The sequence below is a fragment of the Sphingobacterium sp. UBA5789 genome (genome assembly GCF_002418355.1).
Lineage (GTDB): Bacteria > Bacteroidota > Bacteroidia > Sphingobacteriales > Sphingobacteriaceae > Sphingobacterium.
The window spans coordinates 153,385-168,127 of sequence record NZ_DIDX01000001.1; the positions used below are offsets into that span (position 1 = coordinate 153,385).

Sequence of the window (14,743 nt, forward strand, 5' to 3'; positions counted from 1 at the left end):
AATACTTATGAAAAAATTCAACCTTCATATTCTTTTGATTTCCGTATTTACATTGCTTATCAGTTGTGAAAAATATTTGGATCAGCAGCCCAGGTTTGCACTCACGGAATCCAATGCCATCACAAGTTATGATAAAGCAAAAGCAGCTGTGAATGGCATATATTCGACTTTCCGTAATGATAATTGGTCCGGAGCGCTATATGTGGCACAAGCAACCAAAGCTGGATTTGTAAATTTTTCAGGTGTAGCTGACTACAATCTGTCCTATACGCAGGAGACGCCCGGAGGATCGGCTGTCTGGAGTGCTTTTTACCGTAGTCTGAATTCTGCTAATTTTGCTATAACGGGTATTGAGGCTCTTCCTGAATCTGCTTTTGCCAATACTGCCCAACGAAATGCTCTGCTTGGTGAAGCTAAGGCAGTACGAGCATGGATCAATCTTAATATCCTCTGGAATTTTGGCTACTGGTGGGCAGAAGATGAAAGTCCTTACGGGCTGATTTATCGGGACAAACCTGCAGCATTGGACAATGTGAATGCTCCGCGTATAACTGTTGGTGAAAGCTACAGGCATATTAATGAAGATCTTGATTTTGCCATTCAACATGCTCCGGACTTTGATACTCCACGCTATATTTCAAGGCAGTTTGCACAAATACTTAAGGCAAAATCTATCTTATATCGTGCAGGTTACCGTAATGAAACAGAACCTCTCAGACAGGCGTTGACTCTGGTTAACAGTGTTTTGGAGCAAACGAATGCCAAATTTCAGCTTCAAAGTGATCTTGCACAAGTATACCAGCGGTCCTGGGAGTCACCCGAAAACCTTTTTGTAAAATATTTAGAAGACGATGGTTCCCGTACTTCCGCAGGAGGATACTGGTATACCTACGGGATTATCTATCAGGGAAATACACTGCCATTAGCTCCGGGAGGATCATTAACGGCAGGTCTGCGCTATGGTACTGACTGGTTCGCGGGCGATCCGCGCTGGTCTATTGCTACCGGAGAGGTCAGAGCTCCGGAGACATGGGACAATACTTTTCGCTATACCTTTAAGAAGTTAGCACGCCTGGGAAGTTATCAGGGGAAAGTCAATTCGCCTGTTGATGAAAAGTATGCAACTTATTACTTCCGCTTTGCAGAACTCTATTTGCTCAAATCCGAACTACTGGCCCGTACGGGAGCTAGTGTGTCGCAAGCTATTGCGCCAATCAATGAACTTCGTCAGAAACGATCTGCACAGGCTTTCAAAAGCCTTAGTCCACTCAATCAGGAGCAGCTATATGATGCTATTTTTAAAGAAATATTTTTAGAACTGTGCCTGGAAAATGGCAGTGAATTCTTTGCCAGTATTCGCTTTAAAAAAGATAATCAGCCCTGGATTGTAGCAATTAAAGACGGATTGACATTTGACATAACGCGTTCTTCCTGGCCTATCCCAAATTCAGAGATTATTAATAACCCGTCAGCTATCCAAAATCCGGGACAAGATTAATTGACCCCTCTATTTAATTATTTATATGAAAAAGATGAATATAATCAAATCGCTTATCTGGCTCTCACTTACTACAGGTATTGCATCCTGCAAAGACGAGGTCAAAGAGGTTTTAATACCTTATCCGGAAGATATTACATTCAATGAGATTACACTTGATAGATTTTCCAGTCGTATTCCGGATGCGCCTTATCGTGCAGGAGCTGAATCTACAGGATTTGTGCAGGTAAATGTTCAGAAAAAGGGTAATAACGATTTCAGCGGATTTGCGTTATCCAACCGAAACTACCGTTCTTATCCCTGGGTATTAAGTCCGGATTTTACGCCATCATCAGGTGTATCAGCAGAATTACGAAGAAGCGCAATTGATTCAACAATTTTTAGCGTTTACACAACTACGCCTAACCGGACTGAAACCTACCTTATCGGACATGCGCAGGATGATCAGGCTTTTCTTTCTTTTGATGCTCCGGTAGTAGCGGAGCATGTACTGATCGCTAACACGACTTATACTTACCTGCTGGCAAATTATGGATCTGTCTATTCAGGGACGTTAGATGCCGGCAGTCAACAGTATAAACTGGATGGTACAAAAGTCAGAAATCCGAATGTATCCAGTACTTCCACAGCAGATTATGGTCGGTGGCGTCTTCCGACGTTAGCCGGAAAAGATCTTATCCGGTTGGCGGGAACGACTGCATTAAGCAAAACGCCTACTTATATTCGTTTGCTGATAACAGGCTATCTGAATGGTTCCCACACCGGAACGACTACTTTTTATCTGGCAACCACAAAAGGAGGGGACAGCCAGAATCCCACAGTAGAGATTGTCCGCTCCAACTGGACCAGAGTAGATCTGCAGTCCCTGGGTCGTGTAGATAAAATACTTTTTACTATTGACGGAAATTATAAGGATAATAATCAGGCTCTGCTAAGTCCGCCATATTTTGCATTAGACGGTTTAAGAATTCAACACTAATTTAGTTTATATAATCATGAGAAAAATCACAAAACAAATCCTGCTTTTAGTACTTGCTCCCATTGCAGTACAGGCGCAGGTTTCGAAATTTGAAGTTCAAGGCCATATTCCCGCAGTAAAGAAGGAATATAAAGCGTATCTGCTTAAAGGTAATGAGGCTGATTCGGTGCAAATTGATCCGCAAGGTAAATTTATATTTTCAGGAGAGGTTGATGGTCCCACGAAAGCACATCTTCTGGTGGGGTCTACCCTGAGACAGGCTTACCGTTATGCAATTCCATTTTATCTGGAGGAAGGTAAGATTACACTAGCCAGCAAGGATTCCATAACTAATGCAACGGTTACAGGAGGTGCAGTTAATACCGATGATCAGAAATTAAATGCATTACTTAAACCTCATAATGACGAACAGACTAAACTGTATGAATGGTACAGGGGATTATCTGAAACGGAGAGAGAGTCTTTGGCTGTAAAGAATAAGATTGATGAAACAAATAAGGATATCAGCCAGAAGCGTAAGGTGATCAGGCAAGACTTTTTAACTACATATCCGAATACTCCTATTGCGCTGGATATTGTGCAGGCGATTGGTGGTTATTCGCCGGAATACAATGATATCTATCCTCTTTACGAAAAGCTCTCTGCTGAAGTTAAAAACAGTACTGCAGGAAAAAAATACCTGGAACAGCTGTTGTTGCAAAAAGCTTTAGGATTGGGCAGTGTCGCTCCTGCTTTCAGTCAGCAGGATACATCGGGGAAAGTTGTTAAGCTGGAGGAGTACAGAGGAAAATACGTTCTTTTAGATTTCTGGGCAAGCTGGTGTGGCCCATGTAGAGCTGAAAACCCCAATGTTGTAAAAGCATTTCACACTTTTAAGAATAAGGGTTTTACCATTATCGGAATCTCCCTGGATGATGAAAAAGGTAAAGCAGCATGGCTTAAAGCAATTAAAGATGATAATCTTCAGGAATGGGCTCAATTATCAGATCTGAAAGGCTGGAAAAATGATGTCTCCACACAGTACGGTATCCGTGCAATTCCTTCAAACTTTCTATTGGATCCGGAAGGAAGAATTATTGCTAAAAATTTAAGAGGAGCTGACCTGGAGAAAAAACTGGCAGAAGTTTTAAAACCTTAAGAAGAACATTATAACTCATAACAAAGTAAAGTCAGGGTCGCTTATAATCAGGCGACCCTTTCTTATATATCGCCTCATTTTACTGTTTCAACCTGGATTGACGGTTAATTTAATTTTTACTTACTGAAAAATTGGGAGCTTATATTTTATTATTAAATTGCTGACAATTATTAAGCTGAAAAACAAAATCATATATGAAATCACTACTCTTACTGACCTTCGTTCTGATAGGTTCTGTTTGCGGAGGGCAGACTATCCGAAAAGAAAGATTAGATTCAGTTCTCAATCATATCGAACACTACAATCAGGGGATTGGAAACGTATCTATCTACAAAGATGGAAAGGAAGTGTATAACCGAAGTTTCGGACAGTCAAAAGTCAAGGATCTAACCTTTGATGAACATACAAGCTACCAGATAGGTTCTGTGACTAAACTGGTAACTTCTGTTCTTTTCTGGAAATTGGTTGAACAAGATAAGTTAAATTTAGAGGAAAAGCTGAGCACCTATTTTCCTGATATTCCCAATGCAGATAAGATTCATTTAAGTCAGATTCTCAGTCATAATAGTGGTTTGGGAGATTATACAAATATTGGAGAGGGGGAACCCTGGCTAACAGAAAAAAGATCTGTGGATTCTATCTTGAATGTTATACGACATGGAAAACCTCTTTTTGAGCCCGGAACCGACATGCGGTATTCAAATTCAGGATTCTATTTATTAACGAAGATCATAGAAAAATGCTATAAGAAACCTTACGCAAAGATCGTTGAAAAAGAGATTGTCAAACCATTAAAATTAAAGGATTTCAGATCTTTTGACAGTTATAATAATAACTATTTCCGGCCTTACAAGTATGTTAATGAATGGATTGAGGTTCCGGATTTTTATCCTCAGAATATTATTGGTGTGGGAGATATTCTGGCTACTCCACGGGATCTGAACAATTTCCTTGAAGGGCTGTTCGCAGGTAAGTTGCTGAAAAAGGAAACGCTCGAAAAAATGAAAGCAGGTAAAGATAATAATGGTTTTGGAAAGGGATTTATGTATATTCCTTATAAGAAGAATGTCTTTTTGGGGCATGGAGGAGATACCTATGGTACCCACACCCTCGCCGGATACAATGTGGATGATAAGATAGCTATTTCTATTACAATTAACGGTCAGCGGTATGAGCATAATGCTGTCTATATCGCTATTCTGGGTGCTATCTATGATCCTGAACTTAAATTACCAGAATTTGAAACCAATGTTCTGAAACTTTCTCCGGAACAGTTAAAGCAGTATGAAGGACTGTATTCATCTGCAGATTTTCCACTCAAAATAAAGATTTTCCAGGAAGAGGGAGAGCTGTACGGTCAGGCCGACGGTCAGGGCGCATTTCCGTTAACCTGTTATAAAGAGGACAAGTTTATGTTTGAGGCGGCTCAAATCTATATGGATTTTTCCCCGGCTCAGGATAGTATGTTCTATCGCCAGGGTTCTAATGAAGTCAATTTCAAACGCCTAAAAGCAGAACCTGCTAAGTAAAGGGCTAATTTAAGTATACAAGAAGAGGTTTCTGATGAAGTCTCTTTTTTTTTGCCTTAATTTACTTCTGATAATTAGGCTCTTATATATAAATAAAATCAAATTTCCAATTCTGTAAGTTTGTCGATTTGTTAAAGATCGATTAAGTAATTTATTAATGTGATTTAATTTTTAAATTTTGAATGAAAGTTGTTATAATTGCAGTCATTGTTAATTATTGTGTGTTTTCTATTAAGAAAATGTAGTGAGTTTATTGTGAAGTAATCATAATGCTTTTGTTGTTTTTTTTACACGATATAATTTTGCAATGAATACCTGGTTTATTAAACTAAATATTATTAATCGCCGTGAATTTGTCTCTGAAGCTACTGTTTTCGAAAATTAAATGTCTTATTTTAATTTATTCTTTTTTCTCTTTTAGTTTTAATCTGTTTGGTCAGACGGACCAATATAAAATCAAGCCGCAGATAGCTTCCCCTGATGTAGCAGCTTTTCTCAGGTATGGAGAATATAATGTTGGTGTAAATACCGGAGTTCCGGATATAAAAATTCCGTTGTTTAAAGTACAGTCCGGATCTCTTGCTTATGACGTAGATGTGGACTACAATGCCTCCGGAATAAAAGTTTCTCAGGTCGCCTCCTCTGTAGGGCTGGGGTGGTCATTAAATTCAGGAGGAGTTATTAGCCGGTCAGTAAGAGCCTTACCTGATGAGTACGCACAACGAGGATATATTGATTTGAATGTTAGTTATGAAGAAAAATACAGCTATACGACAAACCAACAAAAGCAAGTATATGCGGACTTATTCTATGATGGAGAGCCTGATGTCTTTAGTTTCAGACTTCCTACAGGTGAAGGTGGAAAATTTATTTATGATGTCTCAAAAAGAAAATTTATCAATGATTTTGATCCCGGAATTAAAATCGATTGGATAAACAAATCTTCTTATCAGTCAAGTTCATTTGTGCTTACAACGACTAATGGCAACCGATACTTTTTTGAAACGACTCAAGTTACTTTTGATGATTCCGCCTGGGAAATACCATTAATATTAAAGTCTTATACCCAATCCTGGTTTTTGTCCCGGATTGAGAATATTAAGGGTGAATCGATTGCTTACCAATATGAAACGGTTTCTGCATATGCCTCACTTCCTTCGGGTTCTTCGGTAAAACCGGAATGGCTGGTTCAAAAATCATTTGTGAAGAAATTTCTATATCAGGCTGATAGTAGAGATTATGGGATGCCAAGAGAGGTTTATGAGCAAAATTTGAGCTATTATACTCAGGTTGAGCCGCGCATTAAGGAAATTACAATGAAATCGGGCAAAGTCCTTTTTAACTATACTGTGCCCCGTTATGATTTCCCCGGCCATCAACTCAATTCTATTGATATTTACGCAGACCAGCAGATTATTAATAAGGTAGTCTTTTCATACGACTACTTTGTGGGAAATAACCCGGTTACGCAATTTGACTATCGATTGAAATTAAATTCTTTATCTATCGGAGTATCTAATGATCAAAGATACGGATTCAGATATGACATGTCTCACCCATTGCCGGCAACCAATTCAACAGCACAGGATTACTGGGGCTATTATAATGGACGGATATCTGATTTTTTACCAAAAATAAAACCTCTTTCTTTACCGGGAATCGATACAGACCGCTATGTCGGAGGATCGGACAGAAGTGTAGATACATCTTTAATTCAATCCGGTATTCTGGAAGAAATTGTCTATCCGACTGGAGGAAAGACAATATTTACATTTGAACCGAATTTTTATAGCGGGCAAAGTAATACAGAATTAAATAAAGTTTACGGAAATTTAAAAGTAACGGGTAAATCTAAAAGGATCCCGGTTCATGATACAGTAGATTTTGTTGTGAATGAGAACGTCCTGAATAACACAGGCTATTTAAAGATTTACTTTTCACCATTAAAACCTCCTGGACCATATTACTCTCCACCCGATATGCAGGTTGTCAGATTGATTGATTTGACAACTAATCAAAATGTTATAATAAAGAATAGAAGTACTAATTATACACAGTCAGAATCTCATAACTTACAGGTTTCGCTGATAAACGGTCGTATTTATCGTCTTATAACAACAGTTGTTGACGAACCTTCCGATAATTTATTTAACGCTTCCTATGTTGAGGCCTCTGTTAGTGGTAAATATCACGCTACTGCAAATCGTAATATTTTTGCTGATGGCGTACGTATTCAAACTATTGAAAATTTTGATCATACAGGTGTTCTTGTTAATATGGATAAATTTAATTATTCGGAAGGAAAAGTTCTTAGAGAGCTTAAAGAGGTTGATGATAACCATTATTTTCAAAAATTAAAGATTGATTATCAATGCGCAGAAATGATCCCTTGTGCCTGTTTCTATGACCGTAATTATCTGGTGTATACAGGACAGGCAAATATTCTTGGTCCCAATATTTTCGGAAGACATATTTATTATGAATCTGTACAAAAAATACAGTATAATAATAAAAGAGAAGTAACCGGTAAAATAGGGTACAGTAAAAATCTGAGCTTAGCTGTTCCATATAGTTTCCATTCTTCTAATTCTCCTTATCAGAAAGAGTTTGTAAACAATATGGTATTTATCGGAAATGCACCATCGGAGTCTTATTATAAATGGGATAATGTTTCCGGGAAATTTATTCTCCAGCGGATGATTGAACGTAAGTATGATCTTATCAGTAATCCATTACGTGTAATGAAGTTTTTCAGAACAAAGATATATGTCAATCCAACTTGTGCGGCATCTCAGGTATCTATTGATTCTGATTTGTTTGGTCAAACTCCATTCATGTTGTATATCCCTGTTTACAGACTTTCAAGAGAGACGATCTCAGAATATGATGCTAACGGTACTACAATATCCACCACAAATAGTACGGAGTCAACATATGATGATGTTTTTGGTCAGCTAAGGACGAATAAAATACAAACAAGTGATGGAAAAGTTAAACGTAATTATTTCATTTATCCCTATGATTATATTGACAGTACTCCATTTTTAACTAAACTTCTTGAAAAAAATGTAATTGCAAATCCAATTGAAAGTGTAACGCTTGTCGAAAATGGAGGAAGTAAACGAATTTTGGGAGGTAAGCACTTTACGTATGATAACTTTAGTCGTTTACATTCGATTTATGAACTCCGGATCAATTCTAATGGCATTGTTTCAAATGATTTTAAATTTAGTAATCGAATAAAAGGCGTTATTTTTCCGGAGGGTGAGCAAACAACCTTCCTGCCCGATGAACAATATGAAAAGCGACTTGAATGTATCCTTTATGATAATTTCAATAATCTGTCGGAGGTTCTTGAAAACGGAAGCCTTTCGACCAGTTACCTCTGGGGTTACAACGGCCAGTATCCTGTTGCCGAAATTGTCAATGCACATTATAATGACGTCGTTTCAGCCATTGGTGGACAAAGTGTAGTCGATGCGCTGAATAGCGGAACGGTCACAGCGGATTATATCCGTCAGAAGATGGACATTTTACGCTCCAATCTTCCCGGGTCTCAGGTGACTTCTTATACCTACAAACCCTTAGTCGGCATGACAAGTAAGACCGATGCCAAAGGGCAGACGGAGTATTATCAATATGACGGCCTGCAACGGTTGCAGCACATTCTGGATCAGTTTCAGCAGCTCAGACAGAGCTACCATTACCATTACCGCCCCCAATAAGTCCGATTATGAAAAGACCTCTTTTATCCACGATATTAACCTTATCAATCCTGCTAACCCTATCCACGGTTAAGGGACAAAATACGGATCTGGTTCTGACCAGCTACAGCGGCCAGGGGCAGATCAAAGCCAGTGGCAGCGTTACGCTGAAACCGGGCTTCCATATCCCTTCAGGCAGTACGGTTCGGATCTATACCAGCAGCAGCCTGCAGACACACCCGGTTTTACAAACCCAGCCGAGTGCTAACCAGAACTACATCCTGACACGTACCTTTCGCAAGGCAGGAGTAACATTAGCCAACCTATCCCAGTCCCGCACCGTAGAAGAGGAGAACCAGAGTATACAGTACTTTGACGGCCTGGGCCGGCCACTGCAAAGTATACAGGTCATGGCTTCCCCTACACACCAGGACATTGTACAGCATATAGAGTATGACGGCTTTGGCAGGGAGAGCAAAAAATATCTTCCCTATGCTGCTTCGGCAAGCATGGATGGCAGCTATAAGCCCACAGCCGGAGTGGATATAATGAATTTCTATAATCCAGCTACAGGCTGGGATGCTGCAGTAAAGAAAACAGGCTATCCCTATTCGGAAACCCAGTTCGAAAACAGTCCGCTGAACCGGGTACAGGCTCAGGGCTCTCCGGGCGAAGCCTGGCAGCTGAGCTCAGGTCATACGGTACGCACAGACTATGGCACCAATGCAGCCAATGATGTGAAACTATGGCAGCTTAATGCTTCCGAAAACGGAGCCTCGGCTACTTATTACCAACCGGGCAGGCTGTACAAAACCACCATCAAGGATGAGAACTGGAGCAATGGTAAAAGTGGTACTGTAGAAGAATACAAAGACTTCGATGGAAGAGTGGTACTGAAACGTGTCTGGGAAACAGAGAGTAAAAAACTGGAGACGCATTATGTCTACGATGACTTCGGCGACCTTCGCTATGTAGTCCCTCCTGCAGTGACTGTTAACAGCTTTAGTGAAGATGCTGCAGACCCCAACTACGATGCATATATCTATGGTTATAAATATGACGGCCGCAGACGCTTAACAGAGAAGAAGATCCCGGGCAAAGGAAAAGAAGAACTGGTGTATAATACCAATGACCAAATAGTGCTGAGCCGTGATGCTAACCGCAGAGCAGCCGGAGAATGGCTGTTCAGTAAATACGATGCATTTGGCCGGGTGATTATGACCGGTATCTACAACAGTACAGAGAGTGCAGCTGCGCTGACTGCTCAGATTAACAGCAATGGCCAGACAGCAGGCCGGCTTTGGGAAAATCCGACAACTACAGATCAGGGGTATACCAATGCTGTCTTTCCGACTAATATTGCGTACTATCATACGATCAACTACTACGACCGGTATGACTTTCCGGAGAACAGCTTTGGAGCTCCGACAGGGAATCAGGCTTCCGGAGGACGGGTAAGGACCTTGTTGACGGGAACTAAAACCACCACACTGGGTACAGGTAATATGCTGCTGACCACTCACTATTATGATCTGGAAGGAAGGGTGATCCAGAGCAAGAGTCAGAACCATATTGGTGGCACAGATATCACGGACAACAGCTACAGCTTCACCGGAGAACTGGAAAGCAGTACCCGCAGACATACCGTTAACGGACAAACCACTACCATAATAACCACCAATGAATACGATCATGTAGGTCGTCTGGTCAACAGCAGACAACAGATTAACAGTCAACCGGAAGTCACCTTGCTGGCCAACAGTTACAATGAGCTCGGACAGCTCAAGACAAAGACAGTAGGCGCAGATCAGCAGGGAAATAACCCTGTGAATACAACAGATTACCGGTACAATGAACGGGGATGGATGACAAGCACCACCTCACCCCACTTCAGCCAGCAGCTCAGTTATCAGGATCCGGTCAAAGGAGCAGCAGCACAATGGAACGGCAACATCTCCGAACAGCAATGGGGGCAGACGACAAGCCTCAATCAGCATTTTGTGTACAGTTATGATAAACTGAACCGGTTGATCAATGGAAGCAGTCCCACCTCCGGCATGTCTGAAATCCTGAACTACGATGATATGGGTAATATCACGAATCTGACCCGAGACGGATCCGGGATCAGTTACAGCTATACGGGCAACAGGCTGAATACCGTATCCGGTGGTATCAATGGCAGCTACAGCTATGATGAAAACGGCAACGCAAAGACCGATCGTATGGGTATGAATCTGAGCTACAATCACCTGAATCTACCCCGTCAGGTGACAGGAGGAGGGAACACGATTACCTACCTGTATGATGCAGGTGGTAATAAACTTCGTAAAATAGCAAACACCAGCGGACAGCGGGATTACGCAGGCGGTATAGAATACCAGAATGGAGTAATCGAACTGATTCACACCGCAGAAGGCGTGGCCTACCGGAATACAAACGGCACATACAGCTACCGCTACAACCTGACGGACCACCTGGGCAATGTCAGAGCTACCATCTACCGCAACCCGAATACAAATGCAGTGGAAGTCTTACAAAGAGATGACTACTATCCGTTTGGGTTACAGAAATCCCCAAATCCGGTATATGGAAATAATAAGTATCTTTATAATGGTAAAGAGAAGCAAGAGGAGTTAGGTGGCCAACTGGACTATGGAGCCAGATTCTATGACCCTGTGATTGGAAGATGGAATGTAGTGGATCCTATGTCAGAAATGTATTCTTCTTATTCTCCTTATGCATATGTAGGAAACGATCCTATTCTGTTTCATGATCCGAATGGCATGTACCGTGTGGATGCAAACGGTAATATAACCATAGATGATAGTGATGAAATTTCTTCGTTCTTCAATTATCTGAACAATAGCAGTGGAGCTTCTATAAATGATATTTCTAATCATGTTATCAGTGCCGGAAATGGTTTTAGTTGGGAATTGGATGCTGTTAATGTAACGGGAACCTCCTCTTTTGAGAGTGGGAGATGGCTAAGTAATGTACAGGGGCAGGTTAGTAATGCCGTTGGTATAATGGGGAATATTAAATCTGTTTCAACTGCAAACTTTGGATTTGAAGGCACTAAGTCAGCCTTAGATATGACAGGAGAACTATTAGGTGCATCGGAAATATTGGTTGCTCCTGGCAACAAATGGCTTGGTAAGAATGGGAAATACTATAATAGCTCTTGGGGTGGCAATCAATATGCGGGAAGTCGCTCAGGAGCATACAAAATAGCTGGTATGTATAAATGGGCAGGTAGAGGAACCGTCATTGCTTCTGTACTCGTTGGAGGCATAGAAACATACAGAGGGTACCAGATGGATGGTGGACAATTTGGTTACAATGCTCAAAAAGCAGCAGCAAGCAGTGCTGGAGGACTAGTTGGAGGATTGGCTGGTGCCAAAATTGGAGCATCTGCTGGTGCTGCTATTGGTGTTTGGTTTGGTGGTGTAGGGGCCGTTCCTGGGGCATTGATTGGTGGTTTTATTGGAAGTTTAGCCGGAGGATATATGGGTAGCAGTGCGGGAGAGCAGTCCGTTAATTATTATTATGAGAGGTAGTTATGGAGAAATATTTTAATACTCTACACTTTTGTATTTACAGAGCTTTTTATAAGGTACATTTGTTTACCGAAAGAATTAACCCTGTAAATCTTATACATAAATTGCCTTTTCAGAGAAAGCGCTATGAAGAGCTTGGGATTGATATTCATCAGGAAATCAACAAGGCATGGGGAGACAAGCGGTTTGGTCTTAGTACTGTCGCTGCGGGCGGTTTCCTTTGGGGAGGTTTGGCTCTCTTCTTTTTTTCTGTTCTGATGATGTTGAAAGTAAGTATATCCACACTGCTTATAATAGGCTGTGGGGTTGGCTCTGGCCTGATCTGTTATGCGTTTGTTTTCAGGCAGGATAAATACATAAAATACTTTGACAGATATGAAAAGTGGTCTAAGCAGGAAAAGCGTAAATATGGCTGGTTGACCGTGGGGTCAATACTTTTTGTTCTGTTGTCTTTTTATTTTTGTTTGTTACTCTGATATCGGAGAAATCGTTAACTAAGATAATTTTCGAATCTATACAGTAAAATCCTGAGCTAAACTATAAAGTAGTTGATGATAGAGATAGTAGAGTTGCAGAATCTATCGTTCAGGGGGCGGTAGATATTTGGAATAAACTTTCTGATAAAAATGTAGTAGGTAAGAAGTAATTATAGACCTATTTTACGCAATTTATAAGTGAAGAATTTTGAGGGTTTTGATTTCTTTGTTAAATATATATGATGAAAGATTATTTTAAGAAAATTGGCAATACTGATTTATCTTTTGGAATGTTGTATTGGACCTTATTTTTTGGAGGCCTGCCTTTTATACTAGTGGCAGCTCTGTTAGCCTCATTTGGATTAAAACCAATGCAAGTAAACAATGTTTATTATGATGGAATAATAGGATTTATTATTCCTTTAATCAGCTTACCTGTTGTTGTATTTATTTCGACGGTATTTATATGGTTTTTTCTTTTTGTTGGTAAAACCCTTATCCGCATTATTTTTTAAATCTTCTGTAACCTTATTTTAATAAAGGTTAGGTTAAAAATAATAGTATTACTTTTTTTTAAATAGTACAGTCGCATAATCAAAAAAGTCAGGGAATTTTATCTGATAAGGCAAACCGGTAAAAGACCAAATGTCGTTGGGGAACAATATTAAAAATTATGAAGATTATTTTTAATGCATTCTGGTTAAGCTTATTTTTAATATTGCTGGCCTGTAATGAGTCTAAAATTGATAATAGTCAATCGCAGAAAGAAGATTCGACAGTAATGGAGATCTACTATGAGAATGGAGACGTAGATGATAGTGGCTATAAGTTTCCAGACTTTGAAGAGGAACAAAAAAAGTACAGTTATTTATTTAGAGATTTAGGTCAAAAATATCTCGATACAGCTTCTTTTGAATATCTGTACAACAATGTAGATAATGGTCCGTATAATAAGTCTACTGAAGAAAGCATGAGATATTCAGGTGATTTCAAGATTTATATTCTGCTCAGAGGAATTAAGAAAGATAGTATTGTGCTAAATATTGATAATAATTTTTATTCCCTATCAAAGAAGCAAGGATTTCAGAATGATAGTCTGGCTTACCTGATTCGCAATACTATAGGACATTACAATATTTTAACTTCTGACGAGTTAACAGATTTTAAAGAGTTTCACAAATTTCGCAAACATATAAAATATGTGTACCAGTCTCCTGATGAAGACAAAAGTAAGCCTCCAACCTGGTTCTCTAAAATTATATTACGACCTGAAGCAAGTTATTAAGGATAATTTCTAAAGAATTAGCCACTCTATGCTAATCCTGTCTCAGCAGACACTTAAAAATCCGTTCCTTCGGATTATTGAAAACAGGTGTATGTTCAGATCCATTGTGTGTCAGATTATCGATGACACGGTATAGTGATCCTCCCACTTTCTTAAAACCTGTACCCCGGAAATCGGTAAGATAGATGTCAAATTCATGTGGTTGGGGATTCGACTCATAATCCCAGAACAGATAAAGTCCATTTTCGCTGCTGGCAAAAGGAAATAATCGTTTTAACAATTCCGGAGAACCATCCGGTTCCAGTTCAAACCAAATATCATTATTATAAACATCTTCGATATACGTACTTTTGATTTCTTCCGATCGCACAAACAGGGAATCACCGTAGTCTTCCATAGGTATGTAAATAAGAAATTCTCTTAGAGCCACGCCATATCCATAGGTCAGCACAAAATCTTTGTAAGAATCCGGAAACCCTTTGCCATTTGGGAATTTATAACTTTCCAGCGATTGTGTATCCCCAAACTCTAGCGGAGTTCCGGAGAGTTTAAGGTCAAAATTTTGAGATTTCATAAA

The 14,743-nt window shown here is 39.8% G+C and carries 10 protein-coding genes; 9 read left to right on the plus strand and 1 reads right to left on the minus strand.

Annotated elements, in window-relative coordinates; all coding sequences use genetic code 11:
* Positions 1 to 7 precede the first annotated feature (7 nt).
* The 9 genes from B4B65_RS00695 to B4B65_RS00735 all read left to right on the plus strand — a co-directional run bounded on the left by B4B65_RS00695 (position 8) and on the right by B4B65_RS00735 (position 14,166).
* Positions 8 to 1,498: a RagB/SusD family nutrient uptake outer membrane protein gene (locus B4B65_RS00695; RefSeq protein ID WP_293912450.1), complete on the plus strand. Its 1,491-nt coding sequence runs from the start codon at positions 8 to 10 to the stop codon at positions 1,496 to 1,498.
* A gap of 34 nt (positions 1,499 to 1,532) precedes the next feature.
* Positions 1,533 to 2,477, plus strand: coding sequence for a DUF4465 domain-containing protein (locus B4B65_RS00700; protein WP_293912452.1), 945 nt, complete (start codon positions 1,533 to 1,535; stop codon positions 2,475 to 2,477).
* A gap of 16 nt (positions 2,478 to 2,493) precedes the next feature.
* Entirely contained in the window at positions 2,494 to 3,615 is a 1,122-nt protein-coding gene (locus tag B4B65_RS00705) for a TlpA disulfide reductase family protein (RefSeq protein ID WP_293912454.1), read from the plus strand.
* A gap of 194 nt (positions 3,616 to 3,809) precedes the next feature.
* Positions 3,810 to 5,144 (plus strand): serine hydrolase domain-containing protein, encoded by a 1,335-nt coding sequence (locus tag B4B65_RS00710; protein ID WP_293912456.1) that lies wholly within the window; start codon positions 3,810 to 3,812, stop codon positions 5,142 to 5,144.
* A gap of 353 nt (positions 5,145 to 5,497) precedes the next feature.
* On the plus strand, positions 5,498 to 8,869 hold the full coding sequence (locus B4B65_RS00715; RefSeq protein ID WP_293912457.1) for a hypothetical protein: 3,372 nt from the start codon (positions 5,498 to 5,500) through the stop codon (positions 8,867 to 8,869).
* A gap of 8 nt (positions 8,870 to 8,877) precedes the next feature.
* Complete coding sequence (locus tag B4B65_RS00720; RefSeq protein ID WP_293912459.1) at positions 8,878 to 12,405, plus strand: DUF6443 domain-containing protein; 3,528 nt, start codon at positions 8,878 to 8,880, stop codon at positions 12,403 to 12,405.
* 2 nt (positions 12,406 to 12,407) lie between these two features.
* A complete protein-coding gene (locus tag B4B65_RS00725; protein ID WP_293912461.1) occupies positions 12,408 to 12,881 on the plus strand; it encodes a hypothetical protein in 474 nt (157 codons plus the stop codon).
* A 239-nt stretch (positions 12,882 to 13,120) separates the two neighbouring features.
* Positions 13,121 to 13,396, plus strand: coding sequence for a hypothetical protein (locus tag B4B65_RS00730; protein WP_293912463.1), 276 nt, complete (start codon positions 13,121 to 13,123; stop codon positions 13,394 to 13,396).
* A gap of 158 nt (positions 13,397 to 13,554) precedes the next feature.
* Positions 13,555 to 14,166 (plus strand): hypothetical protein, encoded by a 612-nt coding sequence (locus B4B65_RS00735; RefSeq protein WP_293912465.1) that lies wholly within the window; start codon positions 13,555 to 13,557, stop codon positions 14,164 to 14,166.
* Between the two features lie 31 nt (positions 14,167 to 14,197).
* Here the strand turns inward: B4B65_RS00735 and B4B65_RS00740 are convergent, their stop codons facing one another.
* Positions 14,198 to 14,740, minus strand: a complete 543-nt coding sequence (locus tag B4B65_RS00740) for an SMI1/KNR4 family protein (RefSeq protein WP_293912467.1) — start codon at positions 14,738 to 14,740, stop codon at positions 14,198 to 14,200.
* Between the last annotated feature and the right edge of the window lie 3 nt (positions 14,741 to 14,743).